26 protein-coding genes are annotated in these 25,727 nt (G+C 67.0%); 1 reads left to right on the top strand and 25 read right to left on the bottom strand.

Going from position 1 to position 25,727, the window contains the following annotated elements:
* Nucleotides 1-21: 21 nt before the first annotated feature.
* From GTZ97_RS01775 to gspG, 13 genes are all read right to left on the bottom strand, one after another.
* Nucleotides 22-1,029: an AAA family ATPase gene (locus GTZ97_RS01775; RefSeq protein ID WP_161648778.1), complete on the bottom strand. Its 1,008-nt coding sequence runs from the start codon at nucleotides 1,027-1,029 to the stop codon at nucleotides 22-24.
* A 284-nt stretch (nucleotides 1,030-1,313) separates the two neighbouring features.
* Nucleotides 1,314-2,015, bottom strand: a complete 702-nt coding sequence (locus GTZ97_RS01770) for a response regulator transcription factor (protein ID WP_161648777.1) — start codon at nucleotides 2,013-2,015, stop codon at nucleotides 1,314-1,316.
* Between the two features lie 167 nt (nucleotides 2,016-2,182).
* Nucleotides 2,183-3,400 (bottom strand): type II secretion system inner membrane protein GspF, encoded by a 1,218-nt coding sequence (gene gspF, locus GTZ97_RS01765; protein WP_161648776.1) that lies wholly within the window; start codon nucleotides 3,398-3,400, stop codon nucleotides 2,183-2,185.
* 33 nt (nucleotides 3,401-3,433) lie between these two features.
* Entirely contained in the window at nucleotides 3,434-4,852 is a 1,419-nt protein-coding gene (gspE, locus tag GTZ97_RS01760) for a type II secretion system ATPase GspE (RefSeq protein WP_161648865.1), read from the bottom strand.
* Nucleotides 4,853-4,873: 21 nt separating this feature from the next.
* Nucleotides 4,874-7,126 carry a type II secretion system secretin GspD gene (gspD, locus tag GTZ97_RS01755; protein WP_161648775.1) on the bottom strand — a complete coding sequence of 751 codons (2,253 nt, stop codon included), beginning with the start codon at nucleotides 7,124-7,126 and terminating at the stop codon, nucleotides 4,874-4,876.
* A gap of 3 nt (nucleotides 7,127-7,129) precedes the next feature.
* Nucleotides 7,130-8,044, bottom strand: coding sequence for a type II secretion system protein N (gene gspN, locus GTZ97_RS01750; RefSeq protein WP_161648774.1), 915 nt, complete (start codon nucleotides 8,042-8,044; stop codon nucleotides 7,130-7,132).
* A 9-nt stretch (nucleotides 8,045-8,053) separates the two neighbouring features.
* On the bottom strand, nucleotides 8,054-8,569 hold the full coding sequence (locus tag GTZ97_RS01745; protein WP_161648773.1) for a type II secretion system protein M: 516 nt from the start codon (nucleotides 8,567-8,569) through the stop codon (nucleotides 8,054-8,056).
* Between the two features lie 15 nt (nucleotides 8,570-8,584).
* Entirely contained in the window at nucleotides 8,585-9,859 is a 1,275-nt protein-coding gene (gspL, locus tag GTZ97_RS01740; RefSeq protein WP_161648772.1) for a type II secretion system protein GspL, read from the bottom strand.
* A 138-nt stretch (nucleotides 9,860-9,997) separates the two neighbouring features.
* A complete protein-coding gene (gene gspK, locus GTZ97_RS01735) occupies nucleotides 9,998-11,038 on the bottom strand; it encodes a type II secretion system minor pseudopilin GspK (protein ID WP_161648771.1) in 1,041 nt (346 codons plus the stop codon).
* Nucleotides 11,038-11,667 carry a prepilin-type N-terminal cleavage/methylation domain-containing protein gene (locus tag GTZ97_RS01730; RefSeq protein ID WP_161648770.1) on the bottom strand — a complete coding sequence of 210 codons (630 nt, stop codon included), beginning with the start codon at nucleotides 11,665-11,667 and terminating at the stop codon, nucleotides 11,038-11,040. Before GTZ97_RS01730 ends, gspK begins: the two co-directional genes overlap by 1 nt.
* A gap of 5 nt (nucleotides 11,668-11,672) precedes the next feature.
* Complete coding sequence (gspI, locus tag GTZ97_RS01725; RefSeq protein ID WP_236650942.1) at nucleotides 11,673-12,044, bottom strand: type II secretion system minor pseudopilin GspI; 372 nt, start codon at nucleotides 12,042-12,044, stop codon at nucleotides 11,673-11,675.
* 4 nt (nucleotides 12,045-12,048) lie between these two features.
* Entirely contained in the window at nucleotides 12,049-12,567 is a 519-nt protein-coding gene (locus tag GTZ97_RS01720) for a pilus assembly FimT family protein (RefSeq protein WP_161648769.1), read from the bottom strand.
* Nucleotides 12,542-13,000, bottom strand: coding sequence for a type II secretion system major pseudopilin GspG (gspG, locus tag GTZ97_RS01715; RefSeq protein ID WP_161648768.1), 459 nt, complete (start codon nucleotides 12,998-13,000; stop codon nucleotides 12,542-12,544). The genes GTZ97_RS01720 and gspG overlap by 26 nt, the downstream gene beginning before the upstream one ends.
* A 173-nt stretch (nucleotides 13,001-13,173) precedes the next feature.
* On the opposite strand from gspG, the gene GTZ97_RS01710 reads away from it, so the two are divergent.
* Nucleotides 13,174-13,746, top strand: coding sequence for a hypothetical protein (locus GTZ97_RS01710; protein WP_161648767.1), 573 nt, complete (start codon nucleotides 13,174-13,176; stop codon nucleotides 13,744-13,746).
* Nucleotides 13,747-13,770: 24 nt separating this feature from the next.
* On the opposite strand, the gene ilvA is transcribed toward GTZ97_RS01710, so the two are convergent.
* From ilvA to GTZ97_RS01650, 12 genes are all read right to left on the bottom strand, one after another.
* Nucleotides 13,771-15,414, bottom strand: a complete 1,644-nt coding sequence (ilvA, locus tag GTZ97_RS01705) for a threonine ammonia-lyase, biosynthetic (protein WP_161648766.1) — start codon at nucleotides 15,412-15,414, stop codon at nucleotides 13,771-13,773.
* A 39-nt stretch (nucleotides 15,415-15,453) separates the two neighbouring features.
* The gene (locus GTZ97_RS01700; RefSeq protein ID WP_161648765.1) at nucleotides 15,454-16,719 is read right to left on the bottom strand and encodes an oxygenase MpaB family protein; all 1,266 of its coding nucleotides are present in this window, start codon (nucleotides 16,717-16,719) and stop codon (nucleotides 15,454-15,456) included.
* A 63-nt stretch (nucleotides 16,720-16,782) separates the two neighbouring features.
* On the bottom strand, nucleotides 16,783-17,988 hold the full coding sequence (locus GTZ97_RS01695; protein WP_161648764.1) for an oxygenase MpaB family protein: 1,206 nt from the start codon (nucleotides 17,986-17,988) through the stop codon (nucleotides 16,783-16,785).
* 356 nt (nucleotides 17,989-18,344) lie between these two features.
* Entirely contained in the window at nucleotides 18,345-18,761 is a 417-nt protein-coding gene (locus GTZ97_RS01690; protein ID WP_161648763.1) for a F0F1 ATP synthase subunit epsilon, read from the bottom strand.
* 167 nt (nucleotides 18,762-18,928) lie between these two features.
* Complete coding sequence (atpD, locus tag GTZ97_RS01685; protein ID WP_161648762.1) at nucleotides 18,929-20,344, bottom strand: F0F1 ATP synthase subunit beta; 1,416 nt, start codon at nucleotides 20,342-20,344, stop codon at nucleotides 18,929-18,931.
* A 35-nt stretch (nucleotides 20,345-20,379) separates the two neighbouring features.
* A complete protein-coding gene (gene atpG / locus GTZ97_RS01680) occupies nucleotides 20,380-21,246 on the bottom strand; it encodes a F0F1 ATP synthase subunit gamma (protein WP_161648761.1) in 867 nt (288 codons plus the stop codon).
* A gap of 11 nt (nucleotides 21,247-21,257) precedes the next feature.
* Complete coding sequence (gene atpA / locus GTZ97_RS01675) at nucleotides 21,258-22,811, bottom strand: F0F1 ATP synthase subunit alpha (RefSeq protein WP_161648760.1); 1,554 nt, start codon at nucleotides 22,809-22,811, stop codon at nucleotides 21,258-21,260.
* Nucleotides 22,812-22,929: 118 nt separating this feature from the next.
* Nucleotides 22,930-23,463: a F0F1 ATP synthase subunit delta gene (locus tag GTZ97_RS01670; RefSeq protein WP_161648759.1), complete on the bottom strand. Its 534-nt coding sequence runs from the start codon at nucleotides 23,461-23,463 to the stop codon at nucleotides 22,930-22,932.
* A 2-nt stretch (nucleotides 23,464-23,465) separates the two neighbouring features.
* A complete protein-coding gene (locus GTZ97_RS01665; RefSeq protein ID WP_161648758.1) occupies nucleotides 23,466-23,936 on the bottom strand; it encodes a F0F1 ATP synthase subunit B in 471 nt (156 codons plus the stop codon).
* Between the two features lie 49 nt (nucleotides 23,937-23,985).
* Nucleotides 23,986-24,243 carry a F0F1 ATP synthase subunit C gene (gene atpE / locus GTZ97_RS01660; protein ID WP_161648757.1) on the bottom strand — a complete coding sequence of 86 codons (258 nt, stop codon included), beginning with the start codon at nucleotides 24,241-24,243 and terminating at the stop codon, nucleotides 23,986-23,988.
* A gap of 71 nt (nucleotides 24,244-24,314) precedes the next feature.
* Nucleotides 24,315-25,193, bottom strand: a complete 879-nt coding sequence (gene atpB, locus GTZ97_RS01655; protein WP_161648756.1) for a F0F1 ATP synthase subunit A — start codon at nucleotides 25,191-25,193, stop codon at nucleotides 24,315-24,317.
* A 14-nt stretch (nucleotides 25,194-25,207) separates the two neighbouring features.
* A complete protein-coding gene (locus tag GTZ97_RS01650) occupies nucleotides 25,208-25,723 on the bottom strand; it encodes an ATP synthase subunit I (protein ID WP_161648755.1) in 516 nt (171 codons plus the stop codon).
* Nucleotides 25,724-25,727 lie beyond the last annotated feature (4 nt).

Genomic DNA, 25,727 nt, shown 5'->3' with positions numbered 1-25,727 from the left:
CGCCCAGTCGCCGTCACCCGCTCACTGCACAAACCCGATCGGGCTGCGCCGCAGCCCCTGCTCTGGCAGGTCGCGCACCTCGATCGCCCCCCGCCCATCCAGCTTGGCGTTGCCGAAGGCCACCATCAGCGCGCGGCGCATCTCGCGCGGGGCCAGCCGGCCCAATGCCTCCAGCACCGCGTCGCTGAGCTGCTCATCAAAACGCTGACCCCAGGCGTGGTCGGCACGGATGCTGCGGTACAGCTTCGAGGCGATCTTGCGCGCCGCATCCGCATCCGGCATCTCGATCTCGAACACATTCATCCGATTGAGGATGGGGTCGGGGATGCTGCGGATGTCGTTGGCCGTGGCCACCCAGATCACCTGGCTGGCATCGATGGGCACCTCGGCAAACTCGTCGGTGAAGTTGCCGGCCGTGTCATGCTCCAGCAGGCTGTAGAGCGAGCCCAGCGGGTCGTAGGCCTGCTCACCGCCGCTCTTGTCGATCTCGTCGACCACCATCACCGGGTTGGCGTACTGACCCTCAACCAGCGTTTCGAACACCTTGCCGGGTCGAGCGCCCTTCCACTGACTGGAAGCGCCTGACAGGATCCAGCCGGCCGTCATGGCGCTCATCGACAGAAAGCCGTAGCCGGTGCCCAGCAGCTGCGCGATCTCGCGCGCGAAGTGGGTCTTGCCCACCCCGGGCGGGCCCAGCAGCAGCATGGGGGTGAGTTCGAGCGCGTCGGTGCTGTCGGCGCACAGTGCGAGCTGGCGCCGGAGGTCGTCGAGCACGTCATGGAAATTGGGCAACTCGTCGTAGAGGTGCTCCATGGCCGGCAGGCCCGATGGCTTGACCTGAAAGCGCTCCGGGCCTTTCTCGAGCATGCGCTCATAGGTGGCGCGCAAGGCCTCGTGCTCCCGCGGCGGCAGCTTGCCCAGCCGCTTCTCGACATCGTCGAGTCGGTAGACATGCCGCATGTGCGCAATCGGAATGCGCCCCTGGAAGTCGTCTCGTTGAACGGGTACGAGATCGGTACAGCTGCTCATTTCAGCCCTCCAGACAACCACGTCGTGCTGGGATCATTGCAGCAAAGCCCTGAACGCCCCAGCCCGCAATCAAGGGAGATGTTTTGCTTCTTATCACCGCATGGCGGGGGCCCGCAAGGGCCGCAGGGGCAAACCCCAAAGAAAAAGGGCCACGGCGGTAAACCGTGGCCCAATCAAGAGCGTGATGACAGCGTCTGAAAACGACTTTCAAATGTAACAAGTGCGGCGCGTCGCGTCGATCCTCCTTTTGGAGGAAGCCGTATCGGACACTTTGCCTTGTCCGCTCAGCAGACGTGCGGATGGGGAGACGCTGGGGCCAGCCGGATCCCCCGCTGCGCCACGGCCACGACGGCCTGGGTGCGCGTGTTCACGCGCAGCTTGCGGAAGATGGCGGCCAGATGCGTCTTGACGGTGGATTCCGACAGCGCCAGGCGACGGCAGATCTCTTTGTTGGGCTTGCCTTCGAGCAGCAAGCGCAGCACATCGAGCTGACGCGCCGACAGGCCCAGGTCCGCCGCGCCCACGTCCCCCACCCCACCGACACCATCGTCCAGCGTCACAAAGCCCGAATCGTTGGCGGCGTGGGGCAGATCGGGCAGGTAGACGCCGCCCGTCAACACGCACTCCAGCGCCCGCTGCATCTCGACAGCCCTCGCAGTCTTGGGAATGAAGCCCAGAGCGCCGGCATCGATGGCCGACATCACCACGTCAACCCGCTCGTCGGCCGACAGCACCACGACTGGCACGAGCGGCGCCAGCCGCCGCCACGCCGTGAGCGTGTCCAGACCATGATGATCTGTCAGCGTCAGGTCCAGCAGCACCAGCCCCAGGTCGGGATGACGGCGCATGACGTCGGCGGCCTCGCGCAGGCTGCCAGCCTCGTGCACCTCGAGTGCCGGCAGCGCCGCCGTCTGCGCATGCTGAAGAATCAGCAGACGCAGGCCCTCCCGGAACAGCGCGTGGTCGTCGACAAGAAGTAACTTCATGCACGAATCGTAGCGAGCCGTGGGCCCGCTGCCCAGCCCTTCAAGGCCGCCCCCCCATAAGGAGGGACGCCTTGTCCGGCTTTCCGGGTGGTCCGGGAGCAATCCGTGGCGTGGCTGTCTCATGCCCGTCCAAGGGCATGAGACCCAGCGTGCGCAATGAAGAATGCCTACTTCACCCAGGTGTTCATCTGCATGATGGGCATCATCACCGACATCACGATCAGCATCACCACCAGGCCCATCGACACGATGAGCAGGGGCTCCAGGATGGTCGCGATGGCCAGGGCCTTGCGCTGCACCTCGGTCGACAGCTGCTGCGCCGCGCGCTGCAGCATCTGGGGCAGCTGACCGGTCTGCTCGCCCAGCCGGGCAAACATCGACAGCAGACCCGGGAAGCGCTTCTTCGCCGCCAGCGCCGAGGCCAGCGGCGCGCCTTCGCGCACCTGCACCAGGGCATCCATGGCGTCGGCGCGCATGGCCCGGTTCGACAGCGTTTCGGCGGCCGCCTGCAGTGCTTTCAGAATGGGCACGCCCGAGCCCGCCAGCATGGCCAGCGTGCCGGCAAAGCGGGCGGCGTTGTAGCCCCGCGCCAGCCGCCCGATGATGGGCAGCTCCAGCCAGGCCGAATCGAAGCGCAGGCGGAAATCTTCGTTGCGGCGGGCAAACGCCAGCCCGACACCGCCACCGATCAGCCCCAGGCCGAGCAGCCAGCCCCAGTTCTGCATGAAGGCGCTCAGCCCCAGCATGAACTGCGTGAGCATGGGCAGCGCCCGCTTGCTGCTGGAGAACACCTGCGCCACCTGCGGCACCACGAACACCAGCAAGGCCACGACGATCAGCACGGCAAACACCGAGACGATGGCCGGATACAGCGTGGCGCCGATCAGTTTGGATTTGAGCTGCTGCTGCTCTTCCAGGTCGGTGGCCAGCTTGTCGAGCACGGCGCCCAGCTGGCCGCTTTGCTCGCCAGCCGCCACCACCCCCCGGTAGACCTCATCGAACTCGCGCGGCGAGCTTGCCAAGGCCCGCGCGAACGGCGAGCCCGCGTTGACCTCGGCCCGCAGATGGGCGACCAGCTCGCTCTGGCGCGGGTCTTCGGCCTCATCGGCCAGCGCCGTCAGCGCGCGTTCCAGCGGCAGACCGGCCACGACCAGACCGGCCAGCTGCCGCGTCCAGATCGACAGCTCCGACGGCGAAAACACGCGCCGCTGGAACAGCTTGCGCGAGGCCTGGGCGCTGCCCTGCACGACCACCGCGTCAACCTGCAGTGGCACCAGGGCCTGCAGGCGCAACTGCGCGCGCGCGGCCTTGGCGTTGTCTGCGTCGACCAGACCGTTGATGGTCTTGCCGGTGGCATCCAGGGCTTCAAAGCGAAAGGCAGGCATCTGAGGGGGTTCCGATCAAGGGCGCGCGGCGCCTCATTCGCGCGTGACGCGCAACACCTCTTCCAGCGAGGTGACGCCTTGCGCCACCAGCCGATCGCCATCGTCGCGCATGGTCTTCATGCCATTGAGCTGCGCCACCTCGAAGAGCTTGGCCTCGGACGCCTGGGCGTGGATCAGCGCGCGCACCTCGTCGTCGGCCACCATGAGCTCGTACACGCCGGTTCGGCCCTTGTAGCCGGTCATCCCGCATTCGCTGCAGCCCACCGGGTGCCAGCGTCCTTGATCGTCTTCGCGCTTGCAGTGCACGCACAGCTTGCGCACCAGACGCTGGGCCAGCACGCCCAGCAGCGACGACGACAGCAGAAAGGGCTCGATGCCCATGTCGGTCAGACGGGCCACGGCCGAAGGCGCGTCGTTGGTGTGCAGCGTGGCCAGCACCAAGTGACCCGTCAGCGAGGCCTGCACCGCGATCTGGGCGGTTTCCAGGTCACGGATTTCACCGATCATGATGACGTCCGGATCCTGACGCAGGATGGCGCGCAGCGCCTTGGCAAACGTCAGCTCGATGCGGTGATTGACCTGGGTCTGGCCGATGCCGGGCAGCTCGTACTCGACCGGGTCTTCGACCGTCAGCACGTTGGTGGTGGCCGCGTCGACCGTGGCCAGACCCGCGTACAGCGTGGTCGTCTTGCCCGAGCCAGTGGGACCGGTAACCAGCACGATGCCGTGCGGCTGGCGCAGCAGGCGCTTGAACTGGTCGAGCGTGTCGCCGCTCATGCCCAGCGATTCGAGCGTGAACTTGTTGGCGTCGCCTTTGTCGAGAATCCGCAGCACGGCACGCTCGCCATGGGCCGACGGCAAGGTCGAGACGCGCACGTCGACCGCGCGGCCGCCAATGCGCAGCGAAATGCGGCCGTCCTGCGGCAGGCGTTTTTCAGAGATGTCGAGCTCGGCCATGATCTTCAGGCGCGAGATCAGCGCGGCGTGCAGTGCCTTGTTGGGCTGCACCACCTCACGCAGCGTGCCGTCCACCCGGAAGCGCACGACCGAGTTGCGCTCGTAGGCCTCGATGTGGATGTCGGACGCACCGTCTTTCGCGGCCTGCGTCAGCAGCGCGTTGAGCATGCGGATGATGGGCGCGTCGTTGCTGGCTTCGAGCAGATCTTCGACCGCAGGCAGGTCCTGCATCATGCGCGAGAGGTCGACGGCGCTTTCGACCTCGCCGACCACGGCGGCGGCGCTGCCTTCACCGGCTGCATAGGCCGCCGCAATGCGTTGCGACAGGGCCTCGGGCGTGTCCTGCTCGACGGTGTGCACCGGGTGCTTGCGCAGCACCTCGGACAGCGCCGCGGGCGACACCGTCTGGCTGGCCCACAGCGTCAGGCGCTGGCCGTCGTGCTCGAGCAGCATGCCATTGGCCCGCGCATAGGCGTAAGGCAGGGGATGGCGCATGGGCATGGCCGTTCTCCGTGCTCAGCGGGGGGCGACCGGCGTCGCCGTGGCAGCCGGCGTCGCTGGCGACAGCCGAGGCGCGTAGCCCGAATCGGCCGGCATCACCACCGTGGGCGCAGGTGCGCGCGGGTCGTCCAGCGGCTGCGTGACCGGTGGCATGGACAGCTGGTTGCTGAGCCGGAGCGGATCCAGCTGCGGCACCTCGTTGATGCCCATGACAGCATTGGGCATGGGGATGCTGTCGATCTGGCGCTGACGCATGAATTCGTAACGATCCAGTGTGAGCGCATTGCTCGCGTCTTGCGTGCGCATTACCACCGGACGCAGGAAGACCATCAGGTTCGATTTCTTGCGCGTGCGCTGCTGGTTCTTGAACAGGTGCCCCAGCACGGGCAGGTCGCCCAGCAGCGGCACCTTGTTCTCGCCGTCACCATACTCGTCCTTCATCAGGCCGCCCAGCACCAGCACCTGGCCGTCGTCGACCACCACGGTGGTCTCGATGGAGCTCTTGGACGTGGTCGGACCGTTGTTGCCGGCCGTGGACGACACGCGCGCGTCTTCCTGGAAGATCGTCATGCGCACGGTGCCACCCTCGCCGACCTGGGGACGCACACGCAGCGTCAGGCCCACGTCCTTGCGCTCGATGGTCTGGAACGGGTTGACCGAGCCACTGTTCGCACCGGTGTTGGTGAAGCTGCCGGTCACGAACGGCACGTTCTCGCCCACGATGATCTTGGCTTCTTCGTTGTCCAGCGTCACCAGATTGGGCGTGGACAGGATGTTGCCACCGGCCTCGGTCTTGAGGAAGTTGGCCAGGGCGCCCAGGCTGTAGCTGCCATCGCTCAGGCGGCGCGCCACGCCCACGGTGAAGCCCTCCAAGCCCGCCAGCGCCTGCACGCCGCCGGAGACCGCACCGACCAGGCCCTGCCCGCCAGTCACTGGCAGGTTGGTGCCGGCACCCACAATGTTGCGGTCACCTGTGGCGCCCGCCCACTGCACGCCCAAACGGGCGGCCTTCTCGGCATCGACCTTGACGATCATCGCCTCGATGTAGATCTGCGCCCGGCGGCCATCGAGCTGGTCGATCACGGCCCGCAGTTGGCGGTACAGCGAATCGGTCGCGGTGATGATCAGCGAGTTGGTGGCCGGGTCGGCCTGGATGAAGCCCCCTGTGGACGGTTGGGCCGATGCGCCCACCGGTGCGGTGGCCTGGCTGGACGCCCCACTGTTGGTCCCGCCGCCCGTGGTGTTGACGCCACCGGCCGCAGGGTTGGGCGTCGTCGGTGTGGGCGCAGCGCCGCCGCCGGCATTGCCTGCCGCCGCGCCACCACTGCCCGGGAAGGCCGCACGCAGCACCTGGGCCAGCTTGACTGCATCGGCGTTGCGCAGGTAGACGACGTGGATGCCGCTGCCGCCCAGCCCCCCCTGTCCGGGTCGGTCCAGCCGCTGCACGACGTTGCGTATGAGGGCCAGACGCGCCGCGTTGGGCGCGCGGACAAGCAGGGTGTTGGTGCGCGGGTCGGCCATCACGATGGTGCCCTGCGCGCCGGCCGCACCCGGCGCGGCGCCACCGCCGCCGCCATCGGCCAGGCGCTGCACCATGGGCGCCACATCCGCAGCGATGGCGTACTGCAACGGGATGGCTTCGGCATCCGTGTTGGTCGGGATGTCGAGCGCAGCGATCATCTGCGCGATCCGCTGCAGGTTGTCGGCGTAGTCGGTGATGACCAGCGTGTTCGTCGACGGGTTGGCGTTGATCGTGTTGTTCGGGCTGATCAGCGGACGCAACACGGTCACCAGGTTGTTGGCGTTTTCGTGCGTGAGCCGGAAGATCTGGGTGAGCACCTGGTCGCCCGAGCGGCGCACGCTGCCGACGTCTACCGTGCCGGTCTGCAGCTTGGCCTCGGCTTCGGGCACGATCTTCAGCAGGCCTGAGACCTCGACCAGCGCGAAGCCCTGCCCGCGCAGCGCCGCCAGGAAGTTCAGGTAGGCCTCACGCGGCGTCAGCGGCTGTTCGCTGTACAGCGTGATGGCGCCCTTCACGCGCGGGTCGACCAGGATCTGACGGTCGACGATGGCCGCCATGGCGCGGGCCACGCCCTCGATCTCGGCGTTGACGAAATTCAGCGTGACCGACGGGCCGCCCTTCTTCAGCGGCGCGGCCGAAGCGAGCCCCAGGCCCGTCAGGGGCAGGATGCCGGTGTGGGCGAAGCTCAGGGCCAGCGCCGTCACCAGCGCAGTGGCACGGGGGCGAGTCAGAAAGCGGTGCTTCATGCCTTATCCGATCGAAATGACGGAGCGCTCGCCCTCGCGGCGCCCGATGATGTTCAACAAATTGTCCAGCGCGTCGCGCTCGGCCTCACTGGCCCGCGCCTCGCCACGGAAGTACACGCCGGCCGGGCGCCATTCGCCCTGGCCGGTGAGGCTCAGCGCACCTTCTTCGGTACGCAGGCTGAGCGCCGCCTGGCCTTCACCGTCGGCACGCACCTCGAAACGGTAGGAGCCGAGGCTGTCGAGCGTGGTGAGGCTGGAAGACACATCGTCCAGCGCCACCACGGCCATGCCTTGCAGCCGCACGCGGCCCTGGACCCACTCGAAGCCAAAACCACTGGCTGAGAGGCGGGCCACGCCCTCGAGTTGCAAGGTGTTCCACGGGGTGCCCAGCCCGGCCAGCCATGCGGCAGGCCAGCGGGCCAGCTCGCCCGTGCGCTCGGCCTGGCTGCCCGGCGCCGGCACGACAGCCAACCGCACACGGCCCCAGCCCGGTGTCAGCCGCAAGGCCACCGGCTCGGTGATGCAGCAGTCCTGCTGCAGGCTGACATCCAGCCCGCCGCGGCCCAGCGACAGGCGCCAGTTCAGGCGCCCCGGCAGTGCACGGGCATCACGGCTGCCCGCACCGCCCGTCAGCACCACGACCGCGTTGCCACGCCAGACCGTGCCGCGCGAGTCGGCCAGGAGCAGGCGCCCCTCTGTGAGTGAGAGCACCCCTTGCGCCAGCCAGGGCGCCGGCGCATAGGCCAGGATGCCGACCAGCGAGCCGAGGCCGACGCCCCACCAACCCCAGCGACGCCCCGCCTTGCGCATGTTCTCCCAGCGGGCGATCTCGAGCGTGGACTCGAGCCAGCGGGTGGTCAGCGCCGTGGCGCCTTTGAACCAGGCGGGGCGGCGTTGGAAGAGTGACAGGCCTGCCATGATGGTTCCTCAGCGTTCACCCAGGCCGTTGCCCAGCGCCAGCACGATGTTGCCGCTGAATGCGCCGGCCGCCGCAGGCTGGACTTCGGCTTCGGTCACGCGGGCCCGGGCCGCGCCGCGGGCTTCCTGCAGCCAGTCGGCCAGCGCCCCGCCGGGGATGTCGGTGAATGTCAGCGTGGCGCGCTCGCCTTGCAGCGTCAGCCGCGCCGTACCGCCCAGCCGCTCGGAGGCCGCGCGCAAGGCGGCTTCGGCCTGTACCGGCGGCACAGGCGGCCGCTGGCGCAATGCCTGCGCCTCCTGCGCGAGACGCCGCATGGACTCGAGTTCGACCTCGACAGCTTGCATGCGCTCAGGCATGGCGCTCAGCGTGCGCCACGCAGGCCGCAGGCCCACCATCACGACCAGCACCAAGAGCAACACCCAGCCGGTGGCCTGCACCAGGCGACGCTCTCGCGGAGCCAATGCGGTCCAGCGCTCCTGCATCTGCTGGCGCCACTGAGCCAGCGCCTGTCCTTGTTCAGTCATGGCACATCGTTCCCGTCAGCGACCAGGCACCTGCCCGGCCGGCAGCGCGCTCAACAGCACGCGGCCATCACCACTGTCTTGCGCCTGCAAGCCCGCACGGGCCATGCGCACACGGAAGAAGTCGGCCTCCGCCGGCCCCCAGTTTGGCGGCAGGGTCAGCGCGAGTCCTTCTGACCCGTAGCGGAAGGCACCCAGCGTGCGGTCTTCCGGCCAGGCACGCACGACCGCGGCCAGCATGGCCTCCAGATCGGCATCGCCCGGGACACCGGCCAGCATGCGCAGCGCATCGGTTTCGCGACGCATCTGGGCCGCAGGATCGACCACCACCTGCACCTGCGGATAGGCCTGCTTGAGCAGCTGCGCCATCTCGGCCTTGCGGGTCTTGAGCAGGCGCTCCTGATGCCAGGCCCACAGGTTCAACCCCAGCACCTGAACGACGATCAGCACGGCCAAGCCCATGCGGGCAGGCCGCCATTGCGGGCCCATCAGGCGACGCCACTGGTCGTTGAAGGCGTACACGCCCTTGCTGCGCGGCGTGAGTTCGAACTGCAGCAGGTTCCACAACGAGCGCGCAGCCAGCAGCAGATGTTCCGACTCGGTCTGTACCGTGACCGGACGGCCGAGCCAGCGCTCGGCAGGCGCGGCCACCGGCGGGGTGGCCAGCACGCGCGTCTGAGGCGGCAGCGGGTCAGGCAACAGCACGTGGGCCAACGTGCCGGTCAGCGGCCAGGTGGCCACGCCTTCGGTGGTCGACCAGCTCAGCATCACGCCAGCGGCACCATCGCTGCCCGGATCGACCCCTTCCTGCGCCTCATGGAACAAGGCCGTGGCCGGCTCGTCAGGCGCCAGACCCGGCACCACGCGGTCCACACGCAGCTTGGCCTTCTCCAGCGCCATCAGCTGACTGGTCAACCAGGTATGGTCGCATGCGGCGACCCAGCAGGGCTGGCCCACCTTGGCCTGCGGCGACAGCGCCAGGTGCAGGTCTTCCGGGTCGTCCAGTACGGCGTCTTCGAGCATCCCAGCCAGCGCCGCGCGCAGGCGCGACGCAGGCGCCTTGGGCAGGGTGATGCGGTGCCAGCTCAGGTCGGTCGGCGCCATCACGGCCACCACGCTGTCGGCACGCGGCAGCATGGGCGCCGTGCAGCGGCCCTGACGCCCCAACGACAGGCCATCGGGGCTCAGCACATAGGCGTACTCCCGGGGCCCCGAGGGCGTGGACGACTCACCACCGTCTGCGTCTGCGACGTGCCGCGGACGAGCCGGCAGTTGGATGATGAGGATGCTCATGCCCTGGGGAAATGCTGGTCGGAATGTGACATGTTGCCAAGCTTATTGGCCTTTCCATTGTAGGAGCGGCGAAATAAGGGCCGTTTAAGGATGAATACCTGCTTTACGTCGCAAAGCTGCCCACTGTCTGGCGAGCCTTCAACGCGCAGGCGCTGCACCGGTCAGGTCCAGACCCGAGAAGCGCGACTGGTGACGCACCAGCACGTCGCCGCCGCTGCGCTGCACCAGGTGGCGTTGCTCGATGACGTTGTCTTCGTAGCGCAGGCGGCCGCGCACCTCGAAGTAATCGGTGGTCACGGCCAGGCGAGAGAAGTCCCAGTTGCCCGCGCCGAGGATGTTGTTGAGCTCTTCGGTGACACGCAGGGGCGTGCGCTGGCGAGCCTGCACCACACGGGCCGCCCGGCCCAGGTCGAGGTTGTCCACCACGGCCGCGATCACCTCGCGGGGGGCGGTGTTGACGTTGACCTTGGTGGCGTCGGGTAGCACGGTGACATACGGCCGCAGGCGTTCCACCGTGCCGGCATCCAGCCCCAGCCACGTCAACTGGTCGGCCGTGGCGGGCATCAAGGGGGCCCGGGTCAGCCCATCGGGCCCACCCAGCGCGGTGAGCGCCTCGGCGTCGTCCAACTGGGTGGCCCGCACGGCCAGACTCGCGCGGCGCCACCCATCGGCAATGCCATCGGCCAGCGACGGCGACAGGCCGGCGAACTCGCACAGGCGGCGCAACACGGCCAACTCGGTCGGCACCACCTTGCCATCGCCGTCGAGCAGGTTGCGCAGGTTGTAGCGCGAGGCCGCATCGTCCACCTTGCCCGACAGGAAGGCCTCCGGCGCGGTGTCTTCCTCACCCACCGTGTTGGTGGCGTCGGCCGCCAGAAAGGTCGACAGGCGCGCTTCGGCCAGCGGCACGGCCCAGGGCTCACCCAGGTGGTCGGCCCCGCCGCTGCGCTGGTCTTCGCGCAGGATGAGCCGCGCCCAGTCGAGCGCGCCGCTGAGCACCCAGCCGGCCTGCGTGCGCACCCGCTCGGCCGCTTCCACCTGCACGGCGCGCCACTGTTGCCACACCATCGAAGCAGCCAGTGTGGCCACGAGGGTGACGATGACCATGGCCGACAGCAGGGCAGCGCCGCGCTGGCGCCCGCGCACCACAGAAAGGTTGGACGGGGTGTGCGTGATCATCAGTTGTTCGTCTGTGGCGCGATCATCATGTCACGCGTGAGGTTGCCACCAAAGCCACTGCCCTCGGCCAGCACCAGCTGCACCCGCAGCGCCTGCGGCATCTGCACCATCCCTTGCACCACGTTCCCGGTGGACTGACAGTTGCTCAATGAGCCATCGCGGAAACAGAACACCTGCCACTGGCCAATGCCCTCCAGCGCCACCAGCGCGCCCGGCTCACTGCCTTGCAGCTGCGCCGCACGCTGCCAATGCTGCTGCAACTCGCCGACCCGCGTGGTTTCAGGGCTGGCCCAGCGCAACAACCGCCCATCGCGCACGAGCCAGGTCACGACCTGTACACCACCCACCGCGCGACGCGTCAGCCGCAACTGGCCGCCGTCAAACTGCAGGCCGGGGACGATGAGCGTGTCGGTCACCTGCCCGAGATCGGCCTCCCATTGGGTCATCACCGACTGCACGCGCAGCGTCTGGCGCAGCTTGTCCTCGGCCACCTGCCGTGAGGTCGAGATCGCATCCATGCCCTTCCATGCGGTGGCCGCCAGCACCGACAGGATCAACAAGGCCACGAGCACCTCGATGAGCGTGAAGCCGTGCAACTGGCGAAAGGGGCGTGTGACGGGCCTGGACATGGTGATCAGAACCGGGACAGCACCGTCGACAGGCGCACGATGGATTGCTGCTGCTCGTCGAACACCTGAGCGTCGACGCGACGGAAGTTCGGGTTGGGTGTGGGCCGCACGACCATGCGCCCCTGCAACTGGCGCCCGAGCTGCACACAGCCGAAGTCGCTGTCGCCCACCGGCGGGTAGGCCTTGGTCAGGCGCAGCGCCGTGAGCTGATTTTCAGCGCACCACTGCGCCACCATGAGGTCATCCATGCGCTGGGCATTGACCGTGAGGCCCCCGGCGGCCTTGATGCCGGCAGACAGCGTGATGGCCACGATGGCCAGCGCCACGAGCACCTCGACCAGCGTCATGCCCCGTGCCGCCATGTGGCACGTCGCCATGGGATCAACGTGCCGCCGCAAGGCTGCCCCCCGGCACGGGCGCGCCCTGTTCGGCCTCCCCGTTGATCACGGCAAATGCTCCCAGGCCATCGGTGCCGATCAGCAACTGTCGCTCGCCCAGGCGCAGCAACACGCTTTGCGCGCCGATCACCGGCTCGGGCCCCAGCACGATGCTGCGCCCGCCCACGACCTCGGCGCGCACCTCGCGCTCCAGCCAGGTCAGCGAGGGTTGCAAGGGTGGCGGCAGGCCGATGAACTGGTAATCGGATTCGGCATCGCGCCCCTGCGGCACCCACAGTACCGTCATGGCGCCCGCACGGGCCTGGGTCCGGGCCGACTCGAGCAAGGCCACGAGCCGGGCAGCCTCGCGCTCCAGCCGCGTGGCCGCCGGGTCGGGCACCGCAAAGCTCACCACCGCCGTGGTGATGGCGATCATCGCGACCACGACCATCAGCTCCAGCAAGGTGAAGCCGCGCGCGCGACGCGACAGCGGCGGCTTACTCCCAGGAGCCGATGTCGGCATCCTTGCCTTCGCCGCCGGGCTGGCCGTCTGCACCGAAGCTGAACACATCCACGGGCCCCTTCACGCCGGGGTTGGCGTACTGGTACGCGTTGCCCCAGGGATCCCGGGGCAGCTTCTCGAGGTAGCTCTTCCAGTTGGGTGGCACAGGCGGCGTGGCTGGACGCGTGACCAGCGCCTGCAGGCCCTGCTCGGCTGTGGGATAGCGCTGGTTGTCCAGACGGTAGAGCTTGAGCGCCTGCATGATGTTGGCGATGTCGGTGCGCGCAGCCGTGACCCGGGCGTCATCCGCGCGGTCGAGCACGTTGGGGACGATCAGCGCAGCCAGCAGGCCGATGATCACCAGCACCACCATCAATTCGATCAGGGTGAAGCCGCGACGCACGCGTCGGGCCAGGGCGCCGGCATGGCGGGGAAGGCGCTCAAACATCGTCATATCCAATTCAAACGGTCACGAAAAACGGTCCAAAAGGCGACACACCGCCCTGCGGCGAGCCTGGGCTGCCAGCATGCCTGACGCCTGGACCCGCGGGATGCGGGATGAACCCGGGGTTACCCGGCCAGTTCGTCACGCTGGCAGCGTTGAACAACCATCATAATGGCCGGACCATGGCATCACGTATCTTTGCGTTCATTCTGTGGGCGGCCGTGGCCGCCAGCCTGGCCTACTGGGGTCTGCGCTGGCTCGCGCCGGCCACGGGTGTGCCGGCTTCGGCCACCTCGGTCAAGCTCGGCGGCCACATACAGGGCGACTATCGGCGCCTGTTCGTGGCCCAGTCGGACCAGACCGCATCGGGTGAGCCAGCGCCTGACCCAGGCGCCGCAGCGCAGCTGGTCAGCCGGCTGCGCATCCTGGGCGCCGTGGCCTCGGCCGGCACAGGCGGGGGCGTGGCGCTGATGTCGATCGACGGCAAGCCGCCACGCGCCGTGCGCGTGGGCAGCGTCATCGATGGCGACATGGTGCTGCTCGCGCTCAACCAGCGCCAGGCCGAGATCGGCCCGGCTGCCGGCCCAGCGCTGGCCCGCGTCGACCTGCCGGTGCTGCCACCGCCGTCCACGGGCACACTGCCGCCCCCTCAGGGTGTCGAGCCCGCGTCAGCCGCCCCCCTCTCGCCTGCGCGCACCGCGCCGGGCCGCATGGGCGGCGATGGCAGTGACGGCAGTGACGACAACGGCACTTGAACAGACCGCTGCGCGCCGCACGCGTCAGCGCAAGAACAGCCGGTAGACCGGGTTGCGCGTCTCGTCCACGTACACATAGCCCAGCCGGTCGAGCACAGCCGAGATCTCGCCCGCCTCGCCTTTGGGCACCTGCAGCCCCACCAGGATGCGGCCGTAGTCTGCCCCCTGGTTGCGGTAGTGGAACAGGCTGATGTTCCAACCAGGCGGCAGGCTGGTCAGAAAGCCCATCAGCGCGCCGGGCTTCTCTGGGAAGACGAAGCTGTACAGCCGCTCGCCCTGGGCCAGGGCCGAGCGCCCCCCCACCATGTGGCGGATGTGGGTCTTGGCCAGTTCGTCGTGCGTGAGGTCCACCGTGCGAAAGCCTTCGGCCTCGAACTCGCGCGCAATGCGGCGTGAATCGCCTTTCTCGCGCGTGCTCAGACCCACGAACACATGGGCCTCGCGTTCGTCCGAGATGCGGTAGTTGAACTCGGTCACGCTGCGCGGACCGATGACTTCGCAGAAGCGCTTGAACGAGCCGCGCTCTTCCGGAATGGTCACCGCCAGCAGCGCCTCGCGCTCTTCGCCCACTTCCGCGCGCTCGGCCACAAAACGCAGCCGGTCGAAGTTCATGTTCGCACCGCAGTTGACCGCGATGTAGGTCTTGCCCTGCCCGCCATGCCGCTCGGCGTACTGCTTGATGGCGGCCACGCCCAGCGCGCCAGCCGGCTCGACGATCGAACGCGTGTCCTGGTAGATGTCCTTGATGGCCGCGCACACCGCATCGGTGTTGACGATCACGAACTCGTCGACCAGTTCGCGCGTGAGCCGCAGCGTCTCTTCACCCACCAGCTTGACCGCCGTGCCATCCGAGAACAGCCCGACCTCGCTGAGCGTGACCCGGTCGCCCGCCTTGACCGAGCGCACCATGGCGTCCGAGTCGCTCATCTGCACGCCGATCACCTTGATCTCGGGCCGCACGGCCTTGACGTAGGCAGCCACGCCGCTGATGAGCCCGCCGCCCCCGATGGCCACGAAGATCGCATCGATCGGGCCGGCATGCTGACGCAGGATTTCCATCGCCACCGTGCCCTGGCCCGCGATCACGTCGGGGTCATCGAACGGATGGACAAAGGTCATGCCCTTCTTGCGCTCAAGCACCTTGGCGTGCTGGGCCGCATCGGAGTAGCTGTCGCCGTGCAGCACGATCTGCACATTGTCACCACCGAAATGGCGCACAGCGTCGATCTTGACCTGCGGCGTGGTGGTGGGCATCACGATGGTGGCCTGGCAGCCCAGGCGCTTCGCCCCGAGTGCCACGCCCTGTGCGTGGTTGCCGGCGGATGCGCAGATCACGCCCTTGGCCAGATGGGCCGCGCTGAGCTTGGCCATCTTGTTGTAAGCGCCGCGCAGCTTGAAGCTGAACACGGGTTGCAGGTCTTCGCGCTTGAGGTAGATGTGGTGGCCGAGCCGGCGCGACAGCGAGCGCGCCTCGTCCAGCGGGCTTTCGATGGCCACGTCATAGACGCGGGTGGTCAGGATGCGCTGGAGGTAGTCCTGGATGCTCAAGGCCCCCGCTTGGCCCGCCGGTTTGCGGGCAGCCTTGGCCGCCGTCTTCTTCTTGCTGGGTTGAGGCTGGGGCTGATCGGTGGCCTTGGGGGCCTTGCGCGCGGCGGGCGCTTTGGGCATGGGGAACTCCGGGCTCGGGGAAGGGTCGAGCCCGCAAGTCTAGCGTGCGCCGCCCATGCCACGCAGATGCGGCGCGGTCGCCTCGCCCATCAGGATGCGCAAATACGCCTCCTGACGGGCCCGCGCCCGTGCACGCCACCACCGCGCCAGTGGGGGCACGGCCTGACAAACCAGGCTGCCCAGCGCCAGCGGCCCCAGCAACATCACGGGGTACCACGGCAGCGCAACAGGCAGGCCCAGGCGCCGCATGCCATCGGCGCCGACAAACCAGCGCACCAGGCTCAGGTGGCGCGCGCGGTTGACACGCCCGCGCAAGGCGGCCCACCGGGGATAGTGGCGCTGCAGCGGCTCGTCGGCCAGGGCGCGGGCCAGCGCCACGCTACCCTCATCCGGCGGTGCCTGGCTGAGCAGGTTCTGATAGAGCCACAAGCGCCCGGTGCGCTCGTCGTCACACAGCCAGGCCTCGTCCACCCCCATCAGCCAGCCGATGTGGCGCCAGAGGTGCATCACATCATCGGCCTGCTGACGGGTCAGGCAGATGCCGGTGGTGCGCAGCGCGATCAACTGCACCACGCTGAACGCCAGGTAGGTGGCCTGCATGTCGACCTGGTTGACGGGCAGCCCCCAGTCATCGGCCCGCCAATCGGGCGAGCGCATCAGCTGCGCGCGCACCAGCGCGTGCATCACGCGCACACGGGCGGTCGACAGAAAGCCCGGGGCGCCAGGTGCCATGCCGCCATCGGCCGTGCAGGCCAGCCACCAGGCGGTGGTTTCCGCCACCCGCCGCTGCGCCCCGCGGTGCAGGGCGCCCGTCAGCAGCAGCGGCTGGTTGATCGCCGAAGCCTGATAGCCGGCCATCAACCCCGCATCGCGCAGCACCATCATGCCGTGCAGGCCGGTGGCCTGCAGCACGCGCGCCCCCCGCGCAGCCCGCAAGGGATCGAGCCACGGGGGCGGAGCACACAAGGCCCGCACGTAGTCACGCACAGGCTGAGGCAAGGCAAGGTCACGGCCTGCGCCCTCGCCCGCGCGCAGCGCCGCTTCCAGTGTGGACCACCCGGCCGGCGCGCCAACCTGCTTCATCCAGGCCACGAGGGCATCCGCAGGCGGATCGCCCAGCCACAAGCCCTCGCCCAGCCGCTGCCACTGCCGTTCGTCCGGCACCGGCTCGGGCCCGCGGATCAGCCACCGCAGACGCGCGGCCATGCGCCGGGCGATCGCGCGATCGGCCCCATGCCGGCTGGGCGCCACGGTGCGGGTTGATGGGGCAGCAGAGGTCGAGACGGGCGTGGTGGCAGAGGGCATGAGCGGATGCTGCCTGCGACGCGGCGGGGCGTCACTGTCCGCAGCCGCCAGCCGGGTGGCGGCTCACGCCGCCGAGCGGTTACCGGAATGCGGACACCCTTTCGCGGCCCCAGGTAGAGATGACACCGGGTCAGGCACATGCATGAGCTCGCGGTGGGCCAGCTGCTGGCGTCGGCCCCATCGGCGCGCCAATGGACGCAGCGGCGGCAACAGCCACCGGCTGACGGACCCCACCGCGTGCGGCAGCCACACCAGCAAAGGGTACCAGGGCAGCGTGGGCGGCAAGCCCAGATTGCGCATGCCTTGCCGACCCACAAACCACCGCACCAGGCTCAGGTGGCGAGCGCGGTCGAACCGTCCGCGCCAGCGCCGGCCCCAACGGTAAGGCCGGCCCAGTGGTTCGTCCATCAAGGCCCGGCCCAGCTTCACGCTGGTGTCGTCAGACGGCGCCTGACTCAGCAGGTTGCGGTAGAGCAGCACGCGCCCCACGGCTTCATCGTCACACAACAGGGCATCTTCCACGCCCATGAGCCAGCCGATGTAGCGCCACAGGTGCATCACGGCATTCGCATCGCGACGGCTGAGCCACTCGCCGGTCATGCGCAGGGCCAGTAGCTGCACCGTGCTGAAGGCCAGGTAGGTGGCCTGCATGTCGAGCTGGTTGATGGGCAAGCCCAGATAAGCAGCATCCCAGTCGGGTTGCGCCTGCAGGCGGGCCCGCACCAGCGCATGCATCAGCCGCACTTTCAGTGTGAGCTGAAAGCCCGGCGCGCCGGGTGCCATACCGCCATCGGCCGTACAGGCCAGCCACCACTGCGCCGTTTCGGCCACACGTCGCTGCGCGCCCTGCTCGAGCGCGCCGGTGCGCACCAGGGTCTGGTTGATGGCCGAAGCCTGGTAGCCGGCCATGAGCCCTGCATCACGCAACACCAGCATGCCGTGGCGCCCTGTTGCCTGAAGCACCCGCGCGCCTCGGCGCAGGCGTGCGTCGTCCAGCCAAGGCGGGCGCGCGTGGGCTTGCAACACATAGGCCCGCAAAGGTGCAGGCCAGTCAAAACCATCGTTCGTCCGAGCGGCCAGACTGGCAGGGTTGGCCGCCAGTGCGCGTTCGATCACGGGCCACGCACGCGCCAGGCCGTGGGCCTGGGCCCATTGCACCACCGCGTCGGCCGCCGGGTCGCCGCGCCACAGCGCCATGCCCAGGGCGTGCCAGGTATCGGCATCGGGCTCGGGATCACCCCGCAACAGCATCCGCAATCGGGCTGCCATTTCGCGCGACCGTGAGAGATCGGCGCCGTGCCGCAAGGGTGGCGCGGACCACGGCCCAGGGCGCACGGCGGGCTGGTCACCTTCGATCGCCTGCTGTGCTGCACCTGCCGCCATTCGCCCTCCACCGCTGTCATGTGTGCGCCCATCTTGACGCAAAGCGCCAACGTGACCTCTGCCCACAAACACCAATCGGACACACCCTGAGGCGGGCGTGACAGCTGCTTACAGACCACTGGAACATGGCGCGACACTGGCGGCAACGGGGGCCACCCACGCGGTCGGCGAGCCCAAAAAGCAACAGCCCGCCAAGGCGGGCTGTTGTCAGGGAATGGCGAAGCCGTCGAAGCGGCCGCGCTTCACTTCTTGCGCATGCGGCGGATGGCAGCCAGCTGGGCCACCAGTTCGGCCAGCTCGCTCTGGGCGCGGGCCAGATCCAGCTCGCCCTTGGCGTTCTGCACGGCCTCTTCGGCCAGACGCTTGGCCTCGCTGGCCTTGGCTTCGTCCAGGTCCTTGCCGCGGATGGCAGTATCGGCCAGCACGGTCACGCAATGCGGCTGCACCTCCAGGATGCCGCCAGCCACGAAAACAAACTCTTCCTGGCTGTTGTCGGCGCGCTGGATGCGCACGGCGCCCGGCTTGATGCGGGTGATCAGCGGCGTGTGGCGCGGCAGGATGCCGAGCTCACCCACCTCGCCCGGCAGGGACACCAGCGTGGCCTCACCCGAAAAGATGGACTCTTCGGCGGAGACGACGTCAACGTGAATGGTGGACATATCGCGCTTTCAAAAAATTGATGAACGACTCTCGCAACGCCTCAACGGCTTTCGCGCAGGAAGGCGCTGCAAGAAGCAAGCGGTCGGTTCGGGATCAAGGCGCCGCGCACAGCCGGACTCAGAGTCCGGCGAGCACGGCAACGCCGAGCCCGGACCGAACGCGCCGCTTATTGCATCGTCTTCGCCTTCTCGAAGGCCTCGTCGATCGTACCAACCATGTAGAAGGCTTGCTCGGGCAGGCTGTCGCACTCGCCGTTCACAATCATCTTGAAGCCACGGATGGTTTCCTTCAGCGGTACGTACTTGCCGGGTGCACCGGTGAACACTTCGGCCACGTGGAAAGGCTGCGACAGGAAGCGCTGGATCTTCCGAGCGCGGGCCACCAGCAGCTTGTCTTCCGGCGCCAGCTCGTCCATGCCCAGAATCGCGATGATGTCGCGCAGTTCCTTGTAGCGCTGCAGCGTGCCTTGCACCTTGCGGGCCACCTGGTAGTGCTCTTCGCCCACCACGTGCGGGTCCAGCTGACGCGAGGTCGAGTCCAGCGGGTCCACGGCGGGGTAGATACCGAGCGAGGCGATGTCACGCGACAGCACCACGGTCGAGTCCAAGTGGGCGAAGGTCGTGGCAGGCGACGGGTCGGTCAAGTCATCCGCAGGCACGTACACGGCCTGGATCGAGGTGATCGAGCCAACCTTGGTCGAGGTGATGCGCTCTTGCAGACGGCCCATTTCTTCGGCCAGCGTGGGCTGATAACCCACGGCAGAAGGCATACGGCCCAGCAGAGCGGACACTTCGGTACCGGCCAGGGTGTAGCGGTAGATGTTGTCCACGAAGAACAGCACGTCACGGCCTTCGTCACGGAAGGACTCGGCCATCGTCAGGCCGGTCAGGGCCACGCGCAGACGGTTGCCCGGCGGCTCGTTCATCTGACCGTACACCATGGCCACCTTGGATTCGGCCAGGTTGTCCTGCTTCACGACGCCTGCGTCAGACATTTCGTGATAGAAGTCGTTGCCCTCACGGGTACGCTCGCCCACACCAGCGAACACCGACAGACCCGAGTGAGCCTTGGCGATGTTGTTGATGAGTTCCATCATGTTCACGGTCTTGCCCACACCGGCGCCACCGAACAGACCCACCTTGCCGCCCTTGGCGAACGGGCACACCAGGTCGATCACCTTGATGCCGGTTTCGAGCAGTTCGGTCGAAGGCGACAGCTCGTCATAAGCCGGGGCCTTGCGGTGGATCGAGGCGGTCTGGGTCTGGTCGACCGGGCCGCGCTCGTCGATGGGGTTGCCCAGCACGTCCATGATGCGGCCCAGCGTGGCGGGACCGACGGGGACGGTGATGGGGTTGCCGGTGTTGTTCACGGTCATGCCGCGACGCAGACCGTCGGACGAGCCCAGAGCGATGGTACGGACGATGCCGTCACCCAGCAGCTGCTGCACTTCCAGCGTCAGCGCCGAGCCATCCATCTTCAGGGCGTCGTAGACCTTGGGCATCTGGTTACGCGGAAACTCCACGTCCACCACGGCGCCAATGCACTGAACGATCTTGCCCACTGCTTGTTGCGTGTCAGCCATCTTTCGTTCCTTCAATTCAATTCAAAATCTTCGGATCAGACCGCAGCCGCGCCGGCCACGATCTCGGACAGTTCGGTCGTGATCGCAGCCTGACGGGTCTTGTTGTAGACCAGCTTCAGTTCCTTGATCACATTGCCTGCGTTATCGGTGGCGGCCTTCATGGCCACCATGCGGGCGGACTGTTCCGAAGCCATGTTCTCTGCCACAGCCTGGTAAACCAGCGCCTCAACGTAACGGACCATCAGCTCGTCGATCACCAGCTTGGCGTCCGGCTCATAGATGTATTCCCATGCATGAGTCGTCTCGCCAGCGAACTCGTCGGCCGCCAGGGGCAGCAGCTGCTGCACCATGGGCTCTTGCTTCATCGTGTTGATGAAGCGCGTGTAGCACAGGTACACGGCAGACAGTTCACCTGCGGCGTAAGCGTCGAGCAGCACCTTGACCGGGCCGATGAGCTTCTCCAGGTGGGGCGTGTCGCCCAGACCGACCACCTGCGCCACGATGTTGGCGCCGATGCGGTTGAAGAAGCCCGTGGCCTTGTTGCCAATGCTGACCACGTCGGCCTTGACGCCCTGACCTTCGAGCTCCTTGAGCTTGTTGGTCACGGCACGCAGCACGTTCGTGTTCAGGCCACCGCACAGACCCTTGTCCGTGCTGACCACGATCATGCCCACCTTCTTGCCACCCTGGTTGGGCAGCATGAAGGGGTGGACATACTCCGGATTGGCCTTGGCCAGGTTGGCCGTGATGTTGCGCACCTTTTCAGCGTAGGGGCGAGCCGCAAGCATGCGATCCTGCGCCTTGCGCATCTTCGAAGCCGCGACCATTTCCATGGCCTTGGTGATCTTCTTGGTGTTCTCGACGCTCTTGATCTTGTTGCGAATTTCCTTGCCTACGGCCATGGTGCGCTCCTTTAGGCGAAGGTCTTCTTGAACGCCACGATGGCCGATTGCAGTTCGGCTTCAGCGTCCTTGTCCAGGGCCTTCTTCTCTTCGATCTTGGCCAGCAGGGCGCCGTGGCTGGTCTTCAGGAACTGATGCAGGCCCGATTCGAAGGCCAGAACCTTCTTCACGTCCACATCGTCCATGTAGCCCTTGTTCACGGCGAACAGCGTAGCGGCCATCAGCGAGATGGACAGCGGCTGGTACTGAGGCTGCTTGAGCAGTTCGGTCACGCGGGCACCGCGGTCCAGCTGCTTGCGGGTGGCTGCATCCAGATCGGAAGCGAACTGCGCGAAGGCAGCCAGTTCACGGTACTGGGCCAGGTCGGTACGGATACCGCCGGACAGGCTCTTGATGACCTTGGTCTGAGCGGCACCACCCACGCGCGACACCGAGATACCGGCGTTGATGGCGGGACGGATACCGGCGTTGAACAGGTTGGTTTCCAGGAAGATCTGACCGTCGGTGATCGAGATCACGTTGGTCGGAACGAAAGCGGAGACGTCACCGGCTTGCGTTTCGATGATCGGCAGCGCCGTCAGCGAACCGGTCTTGCCCTTGACTTCGCCGTTGGTGAAGGCTTCGACGTAGTCGGCATTCACGCGGGCGGCACGCTCCAGCAGGCGCGAGTGGATGTAGAACACGTCGCCAGGGAAAGCTTCACGGCCGGGCGGGCGGCGCAGCAGCAGCGACACCTGACGGTAGGCCACGGCCTGCTTGGACAGGTCGTCGTACACGATCAGGGCGTCTTGACCGCGGTCGCGGAAGTACTCGCCCATGGCGCAACCGGAGTAGGCCGACACGAACTGCATGGCAGCCGAGTCAGACGCCGAAGCGGCCACGACGATGGTGTACTCCATGGCGCCGGCTTGCTCCAGGGCGCGCACGACGTTCTTGATCGACGAAGCCTTCTGGCCGATGGCCACGTAGATACACGTGACGCCTTGGCCCTTCTGGTTGATGATCGCGTCGATGGCGACGGCGGTCTTGCCGGTCTGACGGTCACCAATGATCAGCTCGCGCTGGCCACGGCCGATCGGCACCATCGAGTCAATCGACTTGATGCCGGTCTGCAGGGGCTGGTCCACCGATTGACGGGCGATCACGCCGGGGGCGATCTTCTCGATGGGAGAAGACAGCTTGGCGTTGATCGGGCCCTTGCCGTCGATGGGCTGACCCAGGGCGTTGACCACGCGGCCCACGAGTTCGGGGCCGACGGGCACTTCCAGAATGCGGCCCGTGCACTTGACGGTGTCGCCTTCGGAGATGTGCTCGTACTCACCCAGAATCACGGCACCGACGGAGTCGCGCTCGAGGTTCAGGGCCAGGCCGTAGGTGGGGACACCGGCGGCGTTGGCGGGGAATTCCAGCATTTCGCCTTGCATCGCATCGGACAGGCCGTGGACGCGCACGATACCGTCGGTCACAGAGATGACGGTACCCTGGTTGCGAATGTCGGCGGCCGCGCCGAGACCCTCGATGCGGCTCTTGATCAGTTCGGAAATTTCTGCGGGATTCAGTTGCATGCTTAGCTCCCAGGCTGGTCAAGGGCAGCACCAGGGCATGCCTCGTTGACGACGGCCGGCGACTGCACAGTCGCCGGCGGGGTTAGCGACGGTTCTTGGTTCGAGGTCGGGCTCTGGTTCACGCCAGGAGGGCCGACTTCATGCGTTCCAGGCGAGCCTTCACCGAGGTGTCGAGCACCTCGTCGCCGACTTCCACGCGCACGCCACCGATGAGGTCAGGATCGACCTCGACCTTGGCGGTCAGTGTGCGGCCGAAACGCTTGGCCAGCGGCTCGAGCACATCGGCCACCTGGGCCTCCGTGATCGGATACGCGCTGATCAGGCGGGCTTCGGACACACCCTGACGGGCTTGCACGAGTGCCTGGTACTGCTCGACCATCAGCGGCAATGCCGCCAGACGGCCGTTCTCCAGAACGGTACGCAGAAAGTTGGCCACGGCCGGCGCCAGACTCACCTTGGCGGCCCCGTTGATCACGTCGAAGACCTGCTCCTGGGTGACCCGAGGGTTGTCGGCAAAGGCGCGCAGTTGCGGGTCGCAAGCGACCTGCGACAGCGCCTGAGCCTGCTCCAGCCAGGCGGCCTGCTCGGCGACCGGGGTGGCCTTGAAGAGGGCTTCGGCGTAGGGCCGTGCGATGGTGGCGAGCTCGGCCATGATCACAGCTCCGTCTTCAGGCGGGACAGCAGGTCGGCATGGACCTCGGCTGACACCTCGCGACGCAGGATCTGCTCGGCGCCCTTGACCGCCAGCACGGCGACCTGCTCGCGCAGGGCCTCGCGGGCTTGCACGGCCTGTGCGTCGGCTTCTGCCTTGGCGTCGGCCACGATCTTGTTGGCTTCGACCACAGCGCGTTGCTTGGCCTCTTCCACGATCGCCGCGGCCCGCTTCTCAGCATCGGCCAGACGTTGTGCGATTTCGTCGCGGGACTGGGCGAGCTGCTCCTGGACGCTCTTGTTGGCGTTCGCCAGTTCCAGCTTGGCCTTGTCAGCCGCAGCCAGACCGTCCGCGATCTTGTTGGCGCGCTCGTCGAGCGCCTTCGTGATCGGTGGCCACACGAACTTCATCGTGAACCACCACAGGATCCCGAAGACCACGATCTGCGCGAACAGCGTTGCGTTCAGATTCACGGCTCGGACCTTTCTCGTTTAAATGGGATGTTCAGTCGAGAAAGACCGATTACTGGGGCAGCGAAGCGATGAAGGGGTTCGCGAAGGCGAACAGCATGGCGATACCCACGCCGATCAGGAAGGCCGCGTCGATCAGACCAGCCAGCAGGAACATCTTGGTCTGCAGTTCGTTCATCAGCTCGGGCTGACGGGCAGTGGCTTCGAAGTACTTGCCACCCATCAGGGCGATACCGATACAAGCACCGATGGCGCCCAGGGCGATGATCAGACCACAAGCCAGAGCGACGTTTGCCAACACCAGTTCCATGATTGCTCCTAAAAGAAAGGTTGGTTAAGAAAAAAGGAAGGGGGAAAGAAAAGAAACGAGAGGGAGAGGGGTCAGTGACCTTCGTGGGCCTGACCGATGTACACCAGCGTCAGCATCATGAAGATGAAGGCCTGCAGGGTGATGACCATGATGTGGAAGATCGCCCACGCCGAACCGGCCAGCAGATGCATCACGAACAGGCCTGCACTGCCCAGCGTGAGGGCCGTTGCCGCACCACCCAGCAACGCGATCAGCATGAAGATCAGTTCGCCAGCGTACATGTTGCCCCACAGCCGCATGCCGTGCGAGATGGTCTTCGCGCCGAACTCAACGAGGTTCAGGAAGAAGTTGGGGATAAGCAGCAGGATGGTGCCGACGGGGCCATGGGCATGGAAAGGCGCCGTGAACAGCTCCTTGACCCAGCCTCCGACGCCCTTGATCTTCATGTTGTAGTACAGGCAGACCAGCAGCACGGCCATCGACATGCCCAGCGTGATGGACAGGTCAGCAGTGGGCACGACGCGCATGTAGGCATCGTGCGGATCGCGGCCGGTCGCGCTGTAGTAGCCCTCCCAGAGACGGGGGATCAGGTCAACCGGGATCAAGTCCATGAAGTTCATGAAGAAGATCCAGACGAACACCGTCAGCGCCAGCGGAGCCACGGCCTTGCGCGATGTCGCATTGGGGATGATGGACTTGGCCTGGTTGTCGACCATCTCGACCAGCAGCTCGACAAAGCCCTGGAACTTGCCCGGCACGCCGGGCGTGGCCTTGCGGGCAGCGCGCCACAGGAAGAACACAGCCACCAGGCCCATGGCGATCGACCAGAACACGGAGTCGTAGTTGATGTACGACCAGTCCATGATGGCCTGAGGCTCATGCTTGTTCTGCAGGTGGCGCAGGTGGTGCCCGATGTACTCGGGCGCGGTTGGTGCGTGTTCAGAAGCCATCGTCTCAACTCTTGTCAAACTGAATTCTTCGTGCGGCGCAAGCTCAGGAACAGCGCCACCCCAACAACCTTGAGGCACAAGACCAGGGTCACCAGCAGTGCAGCCCAATCAACGGGCCGGAGCACCACCGGCGCCAGCGCGAGCAGCGCACCGGACAGACCCAGCTTGGCGATCTCCCAGAACAGGAGCCCACCGACGCTGCGCCCAGCATTCGGACCGAACACCCCACGCGCCATCAACAGGCTGGGGATCACGACCACCCCCACCGCGTACAGCGCAGACAGGACAGCCTCGGCCCGATTGGTGAACACCCCCCACACCAGCGCGACCAGCACACCAAACGCCGCCTGCATGGCAATCACGCGCCACACGGAGAGCTTCGGGTACTTGGCGATCAGGGCTTGCGCCTCGGATCGCGTCAGCGGCCGGATGGGCGGCTCGACGTCTTCCTGCCAGTCGGACTCTTCAAAGGTTCGCCAGCGCTGCTTGGGAGCACCTGCCGCGGCGGATGGCTGTGGAGGCTGCTTCATGCAC

The sequence above is a fragment of the Aquabacterium fontiphilum genome (assembly GCF_009909205.1).
Taxonomy (GTDB): domain Bacteria; phylum Pseudomonadota; class Gammaproteobacteria; order Burkholderiales; family Burkholderiaceae_C; genus Aquabacterium; species Aquabacterium fontiphilum.
Note: the sequence above shows the minus strand (reverse complement) of the source record. Positions and strands in the feature narration are given on the sequence as shown.